Raw genomic sequence first — 15,776 nt, forward strand, 5'->3', positions numbered from 1 at the left:
CTCGCGGGCGGCGGGCTTCCCCGCGCTCCTGGCGGAGCCGCCCGAGCACCCGTCCGACCGCCGTTCCACCGTCATGTCCGACGCCGGGACCGCGTGGCGCACCCCGTCCACGGTGCCAGTCCGAGCGGCGGGCCCCAGCGCCTCGGTCCGCCCCCTCCGGGGACCGGGACGTGTCGCCGCACTGCTCGATTCGTGGTCACCAGGGGGAAGCTAGTGAGATCCCGATCAGTTCGGTGAATACCGTCCGCGAACAGCGCGAGAAGGCGGAAGGCCAGGCCACGTGGGGCCCGCGAGCGGCCCGGAGGCCGGGAACGCCTATTCGTCCAGGCGTGAAAGACCTTGACGGGGCCCCGGATCGAGCCCGTGACCGCGTCACGCGGTGCGGTCGGCTCAACGGGTGACGAGCCGGGGAGCGTACCGGTGAACCGGTTGATCTCCACCGCGACGCCCACCCCTGTTTCCGCCGGATGGCCTGCGGATGCCGGGGGCGCGGCGCAGGATGGGCGGGATCACCGGTCGACAGGACCCCACCAGGGGCGATCCGACCACGGAACCAGGAGGTCTGCCCCGTGACGCAGCCCGATCCGAACCCGATCTACACCTCGCTCGTCGCCGAGCACGGCGATCCCGGCGCGGTGGAGCCGGGGGACCCCGTCGATCGCCACCCGGAGCCCCACGAGTCGCCGCGGTCGAGATCGCAGAGGGTTGAACGCCGCCCCTAGGCTGGTCCGTTCGCACCATTGACAGCGGATGTGACGCGTAGCACACTCCCTTACGCCTCATGATTGAAACGTTTCATCACGTACCGGGAGTCGTGTGTGGACCTGCCCCAGGAGCAGCCGCTCGTCGTGCTCGACCGCGTCTCGAAGACCTTCGGCGCGGTCGCGGCGCTGACCGACGTCACCCTCGCCCTGGTGCCCGGCGAGGCGCACGCGCTGCTGGGCGAGAACGGCGCGGGCAAGTCCACCCTGATCAAGACCCTCGCGGGCGTGCACCGCCCCGACAGCGGACGGGTGCTGGTCGACGGCGAGGAGGCGCGGTTCTCCGGACCGGCCGACGCCAGGGCCGCCGGGATCGCGGTGATCTACCAGGAGCCGATGCTCTTCGGCGACCTGTCGATCGCGGAGAACGTCTACACCGGACGCCAGCCCCTCAGGGCGGGGCGCCGCATCGACACCAGGGCCATGCACGCGCACACCGCGGCCCTGTTCGACCGGCTCGGCGTCGCGCTCGACCCGGTCCGCCCCGCGCGCGGCCTGTCCATCGCCGACCAGCAGGTCGTCGAGATCGCCAAGGCGCTGTCGTTCGACGCGCGGGTGGTCGTGATGGACGAGCCGACCGCCGCCCTGTCGGCCCGCGAGGTCGACCGGCTGTTCGAGGTCGTCGAGGTGCTGCGCGCCCAGGGCACCGCCGTGCTGTTCGTGTCGCACCGGCTCGACGAGGTGTTCGCGCTGTGCCGGCGGGCGACCGTGCTGCGCGACGGCGAGCACGTGTGGGACGGACCCCTGGACGGCGAGACGCCGGACGGGCTGGTGCGCCGCATGGTCGGCCGCGAGCTGTCCGCGCTGTTCCCCAAGCAGGACACCACCCCCGGCGAGGTGCTGCTCGACGTCCGCAGGCTCACCAGGGAAGGCGTGTTCACCGACGTCTCGTTCCAGGTCCGCGCGGGCGAGATCGTCGGGCTGTCCGGCCTGGTCGGCGCGGGCCGCAGCGAGGTCGCCCGCGCGATCTTCGGCATCGACCCCGTCGATGCGGGAGAGGTGCGGGTCGGCGGAAGGCCGCTGAGGCTCGGCTCGCCGACCGCCGCGATGGCCGCGGGCATCGGCCTGGTCCCGGAGGACCGCCGCCAGCAGGGCCTGGTCGTGGACGCCTCGGTGGAGCGCAACGTCGCACTGGCCTCGCTCGGCCGCCTGTCCCGGTTCGGGCTGCTCCCGCGCGGCGCCGAACGGCGGCTCGCGCAGGACTGGTCGCTCAAGCTGCGCATCAAGACCGCGCGCCTCGGCGCGCCCGCCGCCACGCTGTCCGGCGGCAACCAGCAGAAGGTCGTGCTCGCGAAGTGGTTGTCGCGCAAGCCCTCCGTGCTGATCGTCGACGAGCCCACGCGCGGCATCGACGTCGGCACCAAGGCCGAGGTGCACCGGCTGCTGTCCGAGCTGGCCGGGGAGGGCGTGGCGGTGCTGATGATCTCCTCGGAGATGCCCGAGGTGCTGGGCATGGCCGACCGGGTGCTGGTCATGCACGAGGGCGGACTCGTGGACGACATCGCCCGTGCCGACGCGACCGAGGAACGGGTGGCGCTGGCCGCGGCGGGCAGGCCGGGGGTGGCCTCGTGACCGCCGTCGCGCCCTCGCGCGCCCGCCGCGTCGCCGCGCTGGTGGGCCGCGCCCGCGAGCTGGGCATCGTCGTGGCGCTCGCGCTGGTGATCATCCCGACCGCCTTGGTCAACCCGAGGTTCGTGGAGGCGCAGGGCATCCGCGACCTGCTGCTCAACGCCTCCGTGGTGGCCGTGCTGGCGGCGGGCCAGACGCTCGTGGTGGTGACCCGCAACGTCGACCTGTCCGTCGGCTCCACGCTGGGGCTCTCGGCGTTCCTGACGGCGAGGGTGTTCGCGGACCACCCCGACGTCCCGATCGTCCTGGGCCTGCTCGTGGGCGTGGGTGTCGGCCTGGTCTGCGGGGTCGTCAACGGCCTGCTGGTCGCGGTCGGCCGCGTGCCCAGCCTCGTGGTCACCCTCGGCACGCTCCACGTGTTCCGCGGCGTGGACTTCGCGCTGGCGCAGGGCACGCAGATCAACGCCTCCAACCTGCCCGACGACCTGCTGGACCTGGGCAACGGCAGGCTGTTCGGCGTCCCGGTGCTCGTGCTGATCACGCTCGCCGTGGTTGCCGCCGCCGCGCTGTACCTGCGGTCCTACCGCTCCGGCCGCGACCTCTACGCGATCGGCTCCAACCCCGAGGCCGCCGTCCTGGCCGGGATTCCCGTGCCACGGCGGGTGTTCACCGCGTTCCTGCTGTCGGGCACGGTCGCGGGCCTGGCGGGCGCGCTGTGGGTCGCCCGGTACGGCACGGTCGACGCGGCGGCGGGCACCGGCCTGGAACTCCAGGTCGTCGCGGCGGTCGTCGTCGGCGGCGTGGCGATCTTCGGCGGCTCCGGCACGGTCGTCGGCGCGGCGCTGGGCGCGCTGCTGCTCGGCACGATCGCGAGCTGCCTGGTCGTGCTGCGCGTCCCGGCGTTCTGGCAGCAGGCCATCAGCGGCGCACTGCTCATCGGCGCCATCACCGTCGACCGGCTCCTGGCGCTGAGGCTCGCCAGGGAGCTGCGCGGAAGGAGTGACCACGATGCTTGAGCGGTTCGCCCGCTGGGAGACCGCGCTGGTCGCTCTCCTGGTCCTCGTGGCGGTCGTCGGCCAGATCCGCACCGGCGGTGCGTTCCTGGACGGCGGCAACCTGTTCTACCTCGGCCTGGACATCGGCGAGGTCGCGCTGATCGCGCTTCCGCTCACGCTCGTCGTGGTGTCCGGCGAGATAGACCTGTCCGTCGCGTCCGTGCTGGGCCTGTCCAGCGCGGTCATCGGCGAGCTGTGGGACGCGGGCTGGACGCTGGAGGCGATCCTGCCGACGGTGGTCGTGCTCGGCGCGGTGTGCGGAGCGGTCAACGGCCTGCTGGTGACCCGCCTCGGCCTGCCGTCCCTGGCCGTCACGATCGGCACCCTCGCCCTGTACCGGGGTCTGGCGCTGGTCGTGCTCGGCGACCGGGCCGTGGCCGACTTCCCCGCCAGCTTCACCGAGTTCGGCACCGCACCCGTTCCCGGCACCTGGGTGCCGTGGCCGATCCTGCTGTGCGCGGTGCTCGCCGTCGCGTTCGCGATCACCCTGCACACCAGCTCGTTCGGCCGGTCGGTCTACGCGATCGGCTCGAACGAGGAGGGCGCCCGCTTCTCCGGCATCCGGGTCAAGCGGGTCAAGCTCACGCTGTTCGTCCTGACCGGCGCGATGTCCGCGCTGGCCGGGATCGTCTACACGTTCCGCTTCTCCAGTGCCCGCGCCGACAACGGAGTCGGCCTGGAACTCGCGGTCGTCGCCGCCGTCCTCCTCGGCGGCGTCTCCATCTTCGGCGGACGCGGAACGCTGGGCGGTGTGCTCGCCGGAGTGCTCCTGCTCGGCGGTCTGCGCAACGTCCTCATCCTCGACGACGTCTCCACCGAGATCCTCACCGTCGTCACCGGCCTGCTGCTCCTGGTGAGCGTGCTCGCGCCGGCGCTGACGGCCCGCGTTCGCACGTCAAGCACAGGAAGGCGATCACCATGACCCCACGCCCCGCGGTCACCACGCTGGTGCTGCTGCTGTCCGGCGCGGTCGCGCTGGCCGGGTGCAGCGGCACCAGCAAGAACAGCGTCCAGTCCGACGCCCCCGCGGCGGGCGGCACGGCCGCCGCCGACCCGAACGCGACGATCAAGGAGGGCTTGAGGATCACCTTCCTGCCCAAGGCGGTCAACAACCCGTACTTCACCGTGGCGCAGAAGGGGTCGGACGAGGCCGCGTCGGCGATCAAGGCCGAGCTGAAGGCGACCGGCCCGTCCGAGGCCAGCGCGTCCTCCCAGGTCACCTACATCAACACCGCCGCGCAGCAGAAGCAGAACGCGCTCGTGCTGTCGGCCAACGACGCCAACGCCGTCGCCCCGGCGCTGAAGACCGCGCGGTCGCAGGGCGTCAAGGTCGTCACGTTCGACTCCGACGCCGCTGCCGACGCCCGCGACGTGTTCGTCAACCAGGCCACGGCGCAGGAGATCGCCGCCGTGCAGGTGAAGATGGTCGCGGAGGCGACCGGCGGCCAGGGCGAGATCGCGATCCTGTCGGCGACCCCCAACGCCACCAACCAGAACGCCTGGATCGAGATCATGAAGACCGAGCTGGCCAAGCCCGCCAACGCCGGTCTGAAGCTCGTGGAGACGGCCTACGGCAACGACGACGACCAGACGTCGTTCCAGAAGACGCAGGGCCTGCTCCAGGCGCACCCGAACCTCAAGGGCATCATCTCGCCGACCACCGTGGGCGTGGCCGCGGCGGCCCGCTACCTCAGCTCCTCGGAGTACAAGGGCAAGGTCGCGCTCACCGGCCTGGGCACGCCCAACCAGATGCGCGACTTCGTCAAGGACGGCACGGTCAAGTCGTTCGCGCTGTGGGACCCGAGCAAGCTCGGCTACCTGGCCGTCTACGCCGCGGGCGCGCTCGCGTCCGGCCAGATCACCGGCGCGGAGGGCGAGGAGTTCAAGGCGGGCGACCTCGGCGACTACACGATCGGCGCCAAGGGCGAACTGGTGCTCGGTCCGCCGACCGAGTTCACCGCGAGCAACATCGACCAGTTCAACTTCTAGCCCTGGGGGCACGATGACGGAGACCGCGGACCGGGTGAAGGACGCCCTGCGCGCACAGCGGATCGAGACGCCGTCGTGGGCGTACGGCAACTCCGGCACCCGGTTCAAGGTGTTCACCCAGCCGGGAGTGCCGCGCACGCCGTTCGAGAAGATCGACGACGCCGCGCAGGTGCACGCCTTCACCGGCGTCGCGCCGACGGTGGCGCTGCACATCCCGTGGGACACCGTCGACGACTACCGGGCGCTGGCCGACCACGCCGCCGAGCGCGGCGTGGCGCTGGGCGCCATCAACTCCAACGTGTTCCAGGACGACGACTACAAGCTCGGCAGCGTCACCAACCCGGATCCCCGGATCCGGCGCAAGGCGACCGACCACCTGCTGGACTGCGTGTCCATCATGGATCAGACGGGGTCGCGCGACCTCAAGCTGTGGTTCTCCGACGGGCTGAACTACCCCGGCCAGGACAACCTGGCGCGGCGGCAGGACAGGCTGGCCGAGGCGCTGCGGGAGGTCTACGACCGGCTGGGCGACGACCAGCGGATGCTGGTGGAGTACAAGCTCTTCGAGCCCGCGTTCTACGCCACCGACATCCCCGACTGGGGCACCGCGTTCGCGCACTGCGTCGAACTCGGGCCCAAGGCGCAGGTGGTGATCGACACCGGTCACCACGCGCCGGGCACGAACATCGAGTTCATCGTGGCGTTCCTGCTGCGGCAGAAGAGGTTGGGGGCGTTCGACTTCAACTCCCGCTTCTACGCCGACGACGACCTGATGGTGGGTGCGGCCGATCCGTTCCAGCTGTTCCGGATCATGCACGAGATCGTCCGCGCCGACGCGCTGGGGCCGGAGGCGGGCATCGCCTTCATGCTCGACCAGTGCCACAACATCGAGGCGAAGATCCCGGCGATCATCCGCTCGGTGCTCAACGTCCAGGAGGCCACGGCGAAGGCGCTGCTGGTCGACGCGGACGCGCTCGACGCGGCTCAGGACTCCGGTGACGTGCTGGAGTCGAACGACGTGCTGATGGACGCCTACAACACCGACGTCCGTCCGCTGCTCGCCGAGCTGCGGACCGACATGGGGCTCGACCCCGATCCCGTCCGGGCCTACCGCCGGTCCGGTTACGGCGATCGGATCAGCGCGGACCGCGTTGGCGGCGACCAGGCCGGGTGGGGCGCCTGAACCGATGACCTTCACGAGGGGAAACCGATGAGCGGCGGGGTCAACCGGCGGGACTTCCTGGTGGGCACGGCGGTGGGGGCGGGGGCCTTGGCACTTCCGATGGGCACGGCGGCGGCGGATGTGGAACCGGCGGGCGGTGTGCGGGTCGAGTCGACGACGGTCGAGTACGCGGAGACGCTGCTGGGCACGGACGTCGCGAAGCCGCGGCTGTCGTGGGTGCTGGCGGCGGACGGCGCGGGTGGCGCGCAGACCGCGTACCAGGTCCGGGTGGACGGGGTGTGGGACACCGGCAAGGTGGTGTCCGACCGCGGCGTCGGGATCGTCTACGACGGTCCCGCGCTGCGCCCGCACACCCGGTACACCTGGCGGGTCCGGGTGTGGGACCAGCGCGGCAGGCCCTCGGCGTGGAGCGCGGCGAAGTGGTGGGAGACGGCGTTCCTCGGCACGGCGTGGACCGCGAGGTGGATCGGCGCCGCGCCACCGGTCGCCGGGCTGTCGTTCGACCCGGCGTCGTGGATCTGGTCGCCCGGCGCGACCCCGTCCGGCGCTCCCGCGGGCCCGCGCTGGTTCCGCGCGGGCCTGGACGTGCCACCGGGGACCACCCGCGCGCGGATCATCGCCACGGCCGACGACGACTTCACCCTCTTCCTGAACGGGCAGCAGGTGCTGTCCTCGCCGGAGCAGGTCGACGGCTGGAAGCTCGGCAGGTCCGCCGACGTCACCGCCGGGGTGCGCGCCGCCGGTGGCCGGGTCGTGCTCGCGGCGCTGGCCACCAACCGCGGCACCGTCTCGGTCAACCCCGGCGGCCTGCTCGTGCGGCTGGTCGTCGAATCCGGTGCCGGGCAACGGGAACTGGTCACCGGAACCGGGTGGAAGGTCGCCGAGACCGAGCAGGACGGGTGGCAGCGGAAGGAGTTCGACGACTCGGGGTGGGTGGCGGCGACCGTGCTCGCGGCGTACGGCCAAGGCCCGTGGGGTCGGGGCGTGAGCCTGGTCGTGGAACCCCCGGCGCCGGTGCTGCGCAAGGAGTTCAGCCTCGCCAAGCCGGTCGCGAGCGCCCGGCTGCACATCGCCGGGCTGGCCTACCACGACGCCCGGCTCAACGGCGGCAAGGTCGGCGACCGGGTGCTGGACCCCGGTTTCACCGACTACGAGGAGACCGTCCTCTACGCCACCCACGACGTCACCGCGCAGCTCAAGGAAGGCTCGAACACCCTGGACGTGACGCTGGGCCGCGGTTTCTACGGCATGACCACGCCGAACGTCTGGCGCTGGGAGCAGGCGCACTGGCACGCCGAGCCGAAGCTGCTGGCACAGATGGAGATCACCCACACCGACGGCTCGCGCACCACCGTCGCCACGGACACGAGCTGGCGGGTCGCGGAGAGCCGGACCGTCACGAACTCGCTGTACGCGGGGGAGTCCTACGACGCCCGCCGCGCGGTCGAGGGCTGGAGCGAGCCCACGCTGGTCACCGCGCCGACCGGCACCCTGAGGGCCCAGCAGCACGAACCCATCCGCGTGGTGGAGACCGTGCGCGCCACCGCCGTCACCGAGCTGCGAGCCGGGGTCTACGTCGTGGACCTCGGCCGCACGATGGCGGGGTGGTCGCGGATCACCGTCACCGCACCCGCGGGCACGGTCGTCCGGCTGGCCCACGGCGAGCGGCTCAACCCCGACGGCAGCGTGCTCAACACCAACGGCCACGTGCCCGGACGCCACCAGGTCGACGAGTACACCTGCTCCGGGCAGGGCGTCGAGACGTGGGAGCCCCGCTTCTCCTACAAGGGTTTCCGCTACGTCCAGGTCACCGGCTTCCCGACCAAGCCGGGGCTGGGCGACGTGGTCGGCCGGGTCGTGCACAGCGACGTGCCGGAGACCGGGACGTTCCGCTGCTCCGAGCCGTTCTTCGAGCAGCTCGACCGCGCGATGAAGCGGACCCTGCTCAACAACCTGCACGGCATCCCCACCGACACCCCGATGTTCGAGAAGAACGGCTGGACCGGCGACGCGCAGCTCGGCGCGCCGGTGCTGGCCCACGCGTTCGGCGTGCAGCGGTTCCTGACCAAGTGGATCGGCGACCTCGCCGACAGCCAGACCGGTCCCGGTGCGCTGCCGGTGATCGTGCCCAGCGGCGGCTGGGGCTACCAGGAGGCCGCGCCCTCGCCGGAGTGGACGACGGTGTACCCGTTCCTGGTCCGCGAGATGTACCGGGTCTACGGCGACGAGCGGCTCGCGGCCGACCACTGGGCGACGCTGACGAAGTACCTGGACTGGGAGGTCGGCCGCCTGCGAGGAGGGCTGGCCACCACGGCGCTGGGCGACTACCTGCCGCCCGGCTACGGCGGCAACCCGCCGGAGGACACCCGGCTCACCGCGACCGCGTACCTGCACCGCGCGCTGGTCGCCACGGCCGAACTCGGCGACCTGCTGGGGCACGCGGACGTCTCGGCCCGCTACCGGGCCACGGCGAACGCCTGCCGCGACGCGCTGAACGCGGAGTTCCTCGTCGACGGGCACTACCGCAGCGCGCGGGACCCGGACTTCCGCCAGACCTCGCAGGCGATCCCGCTGATGTTCGGGCTCGTCCCGGCGGGCCAGGTGCCGTCGGTCGTGGCGGCGCTGGTCGCGGACGTCCGGGCGCGCGGCGACCACCTCAACACCGGGGCGCTGGGCACCAGCGTGCTGCTCAGGGCGTTGACCCAGCACGGTTTCCCCGACGTGGCGCACGCCATCGCGGTGCAGCGCGGCTTCCCGAGCTGGGGATTCTGGTTCGACAACGGCGCCGACACGATGTGGGAGATGTGGCCCGCGGACTCGCGGTCGCGCGACCACTACTTCCAGGGCACGGTCGTGCAGTGGCTCTACGAGAACGTGGCCGGCCTGCGCCCCGGTGACGCGGGCTACAAGACGTTCGTCGTGCGGCCGGACGCCCGCGTCGGCGTGACGTGGGCGCGGACCTCGATCCGGACCGTGCGCGGCACCGCGTCGGTCGGCTGGTCGCTGGTCGGCGCGGAGGTGCGGCTCACCGTGGAGGTCCCCGTCGGGTCCACGGCCGAGGTGCACGTCCCGGCCGCGTCGCGCGAGGCCGTCACCGCTCCGGCGGGCGCGGAGTTCGTCCGCGTCGAGCCGGGTTTCGCGGTGCACCGGGTGCCGTTCGGGACGTGGCGGTTCACCGGACGGCAGTGAATCGTTTCAGCAGAATCGTCGCCCGACGAATAGGATCGCGCGATGGCGCCGAGCATCAAGGACGTGGCGGAACGTGCCGGGGTTTCCCTCGGCACGGTCTCCAACGTGCTCAACCGGCCGGACAAGGTGTCCGAGGCGACCAGGGAGGTCGTCCTCGCGGCCATCGCGGAACTGGGGTTCGTGCGCAACTCCCAGGCCGCGCAGCTGCGCGCGGGCACCAGCCGGTCGCTGGGCCTGATCGTGCTGGACCTGGCCAACCCGTTCTTCCACGACATCGCCAGGGGCATCGAGGACGTGGCCACCGAACTGGGCTACGCGCTGGTGCTGTGCAACTCCGACGAGCAGGCCGCCCGCGAGGACCGGTACCTGCGACTGCTGGAGGAGCAGCGGGTCAGGGGAATGCTGATCACCCCCGTGGGGCCGATGTCCGAACGGCTCGACGCGCTGCGCCGCCGCGGCACGCCGACCGTGCTGGTGGACCGGCACTACCAGGGGGTGGACTGCTGCTCGGTCGCGGTGGACGACGTGGCAGGCGGTGAACTGGCAGGCGAGCACCTGGTCGCCGCGGGGCACCGGCGGATCGCCTACGTCACCGGCCCGCTGTCGCTGCGGCAGTGCAAGGACCGGCTCACCGGGCTGCGCCGCGCCGTCGCCGACCGGGGCGTGGCGGTCGACGTGGTCGAGGTGCCCGCGCTCAAGGCCCGCCACGGGTACGAGGCCGCGCGCGAGCTGTTCGACGGCGGTGCCGCGCCGACGGCGGTGTTCTGCGCCAACGACCTGCTGGCGCTGGGCGTGCTGCGCGCGGCGGTCAGCACCGGCCGCCGGGTGCCCGACGACGTCGCCCTGCTGGGCTACGACGACATCGAGTTCGCCGCGGACGCCGCCGTGCCGCTGTCGTCGGTGCGCCAACCGACCCTCCACATAGGACGGACGGCGGCGCGGTTGCTCGTGGAGGAGTGCGACCAGCCCGCGGCGCACTCGCACCAGCAGATCATGTTCCGCCCCGAGCTGGTCGTCCGCGAGTCGACGTGAAGCGCCGGATCGAGAGGACACCTCGACTTCGGTGCCGCACGCGGGATTCGCTCGTCCGTGCGGCCACCGGACCGACTCGGCCGCCTAGCATGGCCGGATGGCCCTTGACCTCTACGCCGGAATCCCCGTCGACGACTTCCCGTCGGCGCTCACCTGGTACGAGAAGTTGTTCGGCTTCCCCGCCTCCTTCGTCGCGAGCGACACCGAAGCCGTGTGGGACCTCGCCGAGCACCGATCGGTGTTCATCTGCCAGAGGCCCACGCACGCCGGACGGGGGATGCTCAACATCGTCGTCGACGACCTGGACGCCGCCGTCGCCCGCATCGCCGCGGCCGGGATCAGGCCCACGAAGCGCGAGACCTACGACAACGGCGTGCGCAAGGCGACCTACCACGACCCCGAGGGCAACGAGGTCGGGTTCGGCGGTGCTCCCCTCCTGGGCTAGCGGGCCGTGTTGAGCTTCCCGAACAGCGGCAGGTCGCCCGCCGACGGTCCGGCCAGCAGCGTGATCGTGCCGCTCGCCGGGCGCCACGCGCGGTCGGCCGTCGACCACCGCCGCAGCGCGTCCGCCTCGATCGGCACCCGCGCCCACACCGCCTCGCCGGGAGCGGCGCGCACGGTCGTGTAGCCGACGAGCCGCCGGTCCTCGCCCAGCGCCTGGTAGACCTGAACGACCTCCCGGCCCTCGCGCGCACCGGTGTTGCGGACCCGCACCCGCACGTCGAAGCCCGCCCCGGCGTCGACGTTGTCGCGGGCGGAGAAGCCCTCGTAGGCCCATGTCGTGTAGCCCAGCCCGTGGCCGAACCAGTACGCGGGCGCCACCGGGTGCGCCGCCCACGCGCGGTAGCCGATCAGCGCGCCCTCGGTGTAGCCCAGCACGCCGTCGACCGGCGTCGTGTCCAGCACCGGCACGTCCGCCGTGCGCGCCGCCCACGTCGTCGGCAGCCGCCCGCCGGGCTCGGCCGCGCCGAGCAGCACGTCGGCCAGCCCGTCGCCCGCCTCCTGGCCGGGGAACCACGTGACCAGCACCGCGGCGACCTCGTCGCGCCACGGCAGCTCCACCGGCCCGCCCGCGTTGACCACCACGACCGTGCGCGGGTTCACCGCCGCGACCGCGCGCACCAGCTCGTCCTGCCTGCCGGGCAGCGCCAGCGTGGTGCGGTCGAAGCCCTCGCTCTCGATCTCGTCGGTCGTGCCGACCACGACGACCGCCACGTCCGACGTCCGCGCCAGCTCCACGGCCGCCGCCAGCTCCACGTCCTCGTCCACCAGGGGCGGGTCCGCGGCCAGCGCGACGGCGTTGCCCTCGCCGGGCGTGAGCCGCCGCCGGGCGCGCACCAGCACCTCGTGCCCCTCCCGCACGGGCCAGGTGGCCTCGCGGAACGACGGCGCGACGTGCACGTAGGTCGGGTCGTCGGACTCGGGCACGACCAGCTCGTCCACGAGCACGTGCCCGTCGACCTCCAGCAGCACCTCGCCGAGCCCGACCACCGCGAACCGCCAGTCGCCCGGCGACGGAGGCCTCAGCAGTGCGCTGACCTCGACGAAGGCCGCGTCCACGTCGATCGACGGGTCGAGGATCCGGCCGCTGAGCCGGTGCTCGGCGTGGACCACCTCGCCGTCGGGGTCCAGGTACCGCACGAGCACGCCGGGCTCGCCGGTGACCGGGTCGCTGGTGTGCTCGGGCTTGAGCGGGGTCGGCCGGGTGTGCAGGACCGCGCCCGCGCGGTGCACGACCTCGGCCCGCCCGGCGAGCGCGGAGCGGATGCCGTCGACGGGGGAGACCACGGCCGCCGGGAACACCCCGGCGCTGCCGCCGCCCTGCACCCGCGCGTCCACGGCGTTCGGGCCGAGCACGGCCACGCGGGTCAGCGCGGCGGGGTCCAGCGGCAGCAGGGCGTCGTTGCGCAGCAGCACCGCGCCCGCCGCGACGGCCCGCCGCAGCCGGGCGCGCGACTCGTCCGGGGTGATCCGCGGCGGCGGCACCGGAGTGGCGGGGGAGAGCGCCCCGACCCGCCTGGCCAGCAGCAGGATGCGCCGCAGCCGGTCGTCGACCTCCGACTCGGCCACGTCGCCGCGGAGCACGGCCTCCTCCAGCGGAGCGGCGCGCAGCTCGTGCGGGCCGGGCATCGCGAGGTCGGTGCTCGACCCGACCGAGCGCACCGCGCCCCAGTCCGACACCACGACGCCGTCGAAGCCCCACTCGCCGCGCAGCGGCTCGTCCAGCAGCGGGCTGTCCGACATCGTCGTGCCGTTCACGCCGTTGTAGGCCGACATGACGACCCACGCGCCCGCGCGCACGGCCGCCTCGAACGGCGCCAGGTACACCTCGCGCAGGGTCGCCTCGTCGATCCGGGCGTCCAGCGTCAGCCGCTCGGTCTCCGACTCGTTGGCCACGTAGTGCTTCGGGGTGGCCGCGACGCCGCCGGACTGCACGCCGCGCACGTAGGCGGCGCCGATGCGGGAGGTGAGCAGCGGGTCCTCGGAGAAGCACTCGAAGTGCCTGCCGCCCAGCGGGGAGCGGTGCAGGTTGAGGTTCGGCGCGAGCAGGACGTCCACGCCCTTGCGGCGCGCCTCGGCCGCCAGCAGCCTGCCCAGCCCGCTCACCACGTCGGCGTCCCAGGTCGCCGCCATGGCCGTCGGCGACGGCAGGGTCAGGGCCGTGTCGCGCTCGTCCCAGCGCTCGCCGCGCACGCCCACCGGCCCGTCGGAGAACACGATCGCGCGCAGCCCGATCGACTCCTCGGCCTGGCCGCGGAACGTGCCGCCGCCCGACAGCAGGCGGATCTTCTCCGCCAGGGTCAGCCGGTCGATGAGCACGTCGAGGTCGGTGTCGGTGCCGGGTCTCTGCGTGGTCGTCATGGGGCGATCACTCCTGGGGTGGTGATTTGGAGAGCGCTCTCCGAGTAGGGACACCCTCGCCTTTCGACGTCACGTGTGTCAAGTCATGCCCACGACCTGGTATCGCGGTGCGCGGGAGCCCGAATTTCGCTGTTCCCACACCGGAATCGCGCCACCGGGGACAAAGCCCTTGGAGAGCGCTCTCCAAGGCGTTCGGAAAGCGGTCTCCGGGCGGCCGACCGGAGCACCGGCCGTCGGCGTCCGGCGGTCGGCTCGACCGGTTCGTGACCTGGAGAGCGCTCTCCGCTGTGTTATAAAGCCTCCATGAGCGCAGCGTCCCAGGCACGTCCTCCCACGTTGGAGGACGTGGCACGGGTGGCGGGGGTGTCGAGGGCGACGGTGTCGCGCGTGATCAACACGACCCGCAACGTCGACCCGGCCATCCAGGAGACCGTGCGGCGGGCCATCGCCAAGACGGGCTACACCCCCAACACGGCGGCGCGCTCGCTGGTCACCCGCCGCACCGGCACCATCGCGCTCGTCGTGTCCGGCGCGGGCGGCTTCGGCGGCGACATCCTGGTGGACCCGTTCTTCGGCCGCGTCGCCAGCGGCATCATCAGCGCGCTGCGACCGCGCGGCATCTACCCGCTGCTGATGTTCGCCGACACCCCCGAGACCCGCGCGCACGTGGTCGACCACCTGCGGCAGGGCAACGCCGACGGCGCGGTCGTCGTCGCCATCCACTCCGAGGACCCGCTGCCCGCGATGCTCGTCGCGGCCTCCGTGCCCTCGGTGCTGTTCGCCCGCCCGACCCGGCCGCTGTCGATCAGCTACGTCGACCTCGCCCACCGCGACGGCGCGCGGCTGGCCGTGGACCACCTCGTCGCCCGCGGCTGCCGGCGCGTCGCCACCATCTCCGGTCCGCTCGACGTGCCCGCGAGCCAGGAGCGGCTGGCCGGGTTCCGCGAGGCCTGGGCCGCCCACGGCCACCCCGAGGCGCCGTTCGTGGAGGGCAACTTCACCCAGGACAGCGGCGAGCGCGCCATGGAGCGCCTGCTCGCCGAGCACCCGGACGTCGACGGGGTGTTCGCGGCCAACGACCTGATGGCCTCCGGCGCCCTGCACGTGCTGCGCGACCACGGCCGCCGCGTGCCCGACGACGTCGCCGTCATCGGCTTCGACGACAGCAGCGCCGCCACTTCCAGCAGGCCTGCCCTGACCACCGTGCGCCAGCCCGTGGAGGACATGGCGGCGGAGATGGTCGGCCTGCTGCTCGACCGCATCGGCAGGCAGGACCGCCGCGTCACGTCCGTGGTGTTCGAGCCGACGCTGGTGGTCCGCCAGTCGGCGTGAGGGGGATCAGCCCCGGCGCGGTTCGCCGCGCAGCGCGTTGAGGCCGCCGCGCGCGTCCTCCAGGACGATCTGCTCGGCGGCGGCGGAGTCGCCCGCGCGCAGGGCGTGGACCAGCGCCCGGTGGCTGGCGTAGCGGTCGAGGCCGAACTCCTTGTCGGCGGCGACCCGCTCCAGCAGGCGCGTCCGCCGTTCCGACGGGGAGAACACCCTGGTCTGCTCCAGCAGCCTGACCAGGACCGAGTTCGCCGCGCACGCGTTCACGCCCTCGTTGAACCGCTGCATGGTGTCGAGCAGCGCGTCGAGGTGCCGGTCGATCGGCTTGCCGTCGTCGTGCCGCTTGCGGATGACGATGTGCAGGTCGTCGGCCTCGTCGAGGATCGCGTCGAGGCGGTCGAGCTGGTCGGGGGTGGCGTGCCGGGCGGCGAACCGCGCCACCAGGCCGCGCAGGCCGATCTCGACCTCGGCGAGGTCCTGGCGCGCCGTGTCCCCGATCGTGGCCACGACGACCGTGCGCGGGCCGGTGCGCTCGATGAGCCCGTCCTGTTCGAGCCGCCGGATGGCCTCGCGCACGGGGGTGGGGCTGACGGACAGGCGTTCGGCCAGCCCGCGTTCGGTGATCTTCTCGCCGGGACGCAGCTCGCCGGACCCGATGGCGTCGCGGACCGCGCGGTAGGAGCGGTCGGCGAGCGTGTCGTTGGTGAGCGTGCTCAAGGTGTCCCGTGCCATGCCACCACGATAGACGACGTGCGATTGGTTAAGTCTTAAGAAACTTTTGACAAGCTTGCTATAGCATCTTACGGTGTG

At 72.7% G+C, this 15,776-nt stretch carries 11 protein-coding genes; 9 read left to right on the forward strand and 2 right to left on the reverse strand.

Annotated elements, in window-relative coordinates; genetic code table 11:
* Window positions 1–818: 818 nt before the first annotated feature.
* The 8 genes from VFZ92_RS34575 to VFZ92_RS34610 all read left to right on the forward strand — a co-directional run bounded on the left by VFZ92_RS34575 (window position 819) and on the right by VFZ92_RS34610 (window position 11,223).
* On the forward strand, window positions 819–2,333 hold the full coding sequence (locus tag VFZ92_RS34575) for a sugar ABC transporter ATP-binding protein (RefSeq protein ID WP_330880831.1): 1,515 nt from the start codon (window positions 819–821) through the stop codon (window positions 2,331–2,333).
* On the forward strand, window positions 2,330–3,346 hold the full coding sequence (locus VFZ92_RS34580) for an ABC transporter permease (RefSeq protein ID WP_330880833.1): 1,017 nt from the start codon (window positions 2,330–2,332) through the stop codon (window positions 3,344–3,346). The genes VFZ92_RS34575 and VFZ92_RS34580 overlap by 4 nt, the downstream gene beginning before the upstream one ends.
* Entirely contained in the window at window positions 3,339–4,307 is a 969-nt protein-coding gene (locus tag VFZ92_RS34585) for an ABC transporter permease (protein WP_330880835.1), read from the forward strand. Before VFZ92_RS34580 ends, VFZ92_RS34585 begins: the two co-directional genes overlap by 8 nt.
* Entirely contained in the window at window positions 4,304–5,374 is a 1,071-nt protein-coding gene (gene rhaS / locus VFZ92_RS34590) for a rhamnose ABC transporter substrate-binding protein (protein ID WP_330880837.1), read from the forward strand. The genes VFZ92_RS34585 and rhaS overlap by 4 nt, the downstream gene beginning before the upstream one ends.
* A gap of 13 nt (window positions 5,375–5,387) precedes the next feature.
* Window positions 5,388–6,557 (forward strand): L-rhamnose isomerase, encoded by a 1,170-nt coding sequence (gene rhaI / locus VFZ92_RS34595; RefSeq protein ID WP_330880839.1) that lies wholly within the window; start codon window positions 5,388–5,390, stop codon window positions 6,555–6,557.
* Between the two features lie 27 nt (window positions 6,558–6,584).
* Window positions 6,585–9,746 (forward strand): family 78 glycoside hydrolase catalytic domain, encoded by a 3,162-nt coding sequence (locus tag VFZ92_RS34600; protein WP_330880841.1) that lies wholly within the window; start codon window positions 6,585–6,587, stop codon window positions 9,744–9,746.
* 42 nt (window positions 9,747–9,788) lie between these two features.
* Window positions 9,789–10,778, forward strand: a complete 990-nt coding sequence (locus tag VFZ92_RS34605; protein ID WP_330880843.1) for a LacI family DNA-binding transcriptional regulator — start codon at window positions 9,789–9,791, stop codon at window positions 10,776–10,778.
* A gap of 97 nt (window positions 10,779–10,875) precedes the next feature.
* Window positions 10,876–11,223 carry a VOC family protein gene (locus VFZ92_RS34610; protein ID WP_330880845.1) on the forward strand — a complete coding sequence of 116 codons (348 nt, stop codon included), beginning with the start codon at window positions 10,876–10,878 and terminating at the stop codon, window positions 11,221–11,223.
* On the opposite strand, the gene VFZ92_RS34615 is transcribed toward VFZ92_RS34610, so the two are convergent.
* Complete coding sequence (locus VFZ92_RS34615) at window positions 11,220–13,640, reverse strand: glycoside hydrolase family 3 C-terminal domain-containing protein (RefSeq protein ID WP_330880847.1); 2,421 nt, start codon at window positions 13,638–13,640, stop codon at window positions 11,220–11,222. The genes VFZ92_RS34610 and VFZ92_RS34615 overlap by 4 nt on opposite strands.
* A gap of 303 nt (window positions 13,641–13,943) precedes the next feature.
* Here VFZ92_RS34615 and VFZ92_RS34620 point away from each other — a divergent pair, with 303 nt between their 5' ends.
* Entirely contained in the window at window positions 13,944–14,972 is a 1,029-nt protein-coding gene (locus VFZ92_RS34620) for a LacI family DNA-binding transcriptional regulator (RefSeq protein ID WP_330880850.1), read from the forward strand.
* A gap of 6 nt (window positions 14,973–14,978) precedes the next feature.
* Here VFZ92_RS34620 and VFZ92_RS34625 read toward each other — a convergent pair whose 3' ends face one another.
* The gene (locus VFZ92_RS34625; RefSeq protein ID WP_330880852.1) at window positions 14,979–15,698 is read right to left on the reverse strand and encodes a GntR family transcriptional regulator; all 720 of its coding nucleotides are present in this window, start codon (window positions 15,696–15,698) and stop codon (window positions 14,979–14,981) included.
* Window positions 15,699–15,776 lie beyond the last annotated feature (78 nt).

Source organism: Umezawaea sp. (assembly GCF_036375055.1).
Classification (GTDB): Bacteria; Actinomycetota; Actinomycetes; order Mycobacteriales; family Pseudonocardiaceae; genus Umezawaea.

Bases quoted from the DNA above. Each gene is read 5' to 3' on its own strand.
- VFZ92_RS34620 (WP_330880850.1), top strand. From the start codon at position 13,944: ATGAGCGCAGCGTCCCAGGCACGTCCTCCCACGTTGGAGGACGTGGCA.
- VFZ92_RS34600 (WP_330880841.1), top strand. From the start codon at position 6,585: ATGAGCGGCGGGGTCAACCGGCGGGACTTCCTGGTGGGCACGGCGGTG.
- rhaS (WP_330880837.1), top strand. From the start codon at position 4,304: ATGACCCCACGCCCCGCGGTCACCACGCTGGTGCTGCTGCTGTCCGGC.
- VFZ92_RS34615 (WP_330880847.1), bottom strand. From the start codon at position 13,640: ATGACGACCACGCAGAGACCCGGCACCGACACCGACCTCGACGTGCTC.
- rhaI (WP_330880839.1), top strand. From the start codon at position 5,388: ATGACGGAGACCGCGGACCGGGTGAAGGACGCCCTGCGCGCACAGCGG.
- VFZ92_RS34605 (WP_330880843.1), top strand. From the start codon at position 9,789: ATGGCGCCGAGCATCAAGGACGTGGCGGAACGTGCCGGGGTTTCCCTC.
- VFZ92_RS34625 (WP_330880852.1), bottom strand. From the start codon at position 15,698: ATGGCACGGGACACCTTGAGCACGCTCACCAACGACACGCTCGCCGAC.
- VFZ92_RS34585 (WP_330880835.1), top strand. From the start codon at position 3,339: ATGCTTGAGCGGTTCGCCCGCTGGGAGACCGCGCTGGTCGCTCTCCTG.
- VFZ92_RS34610 (WP_330880845.1), top strand. From the start codon at position 10,876: ATGGCCCTTGACCTCTACGCCGGAATCCCCGTCGACGACTTCCCGTCG.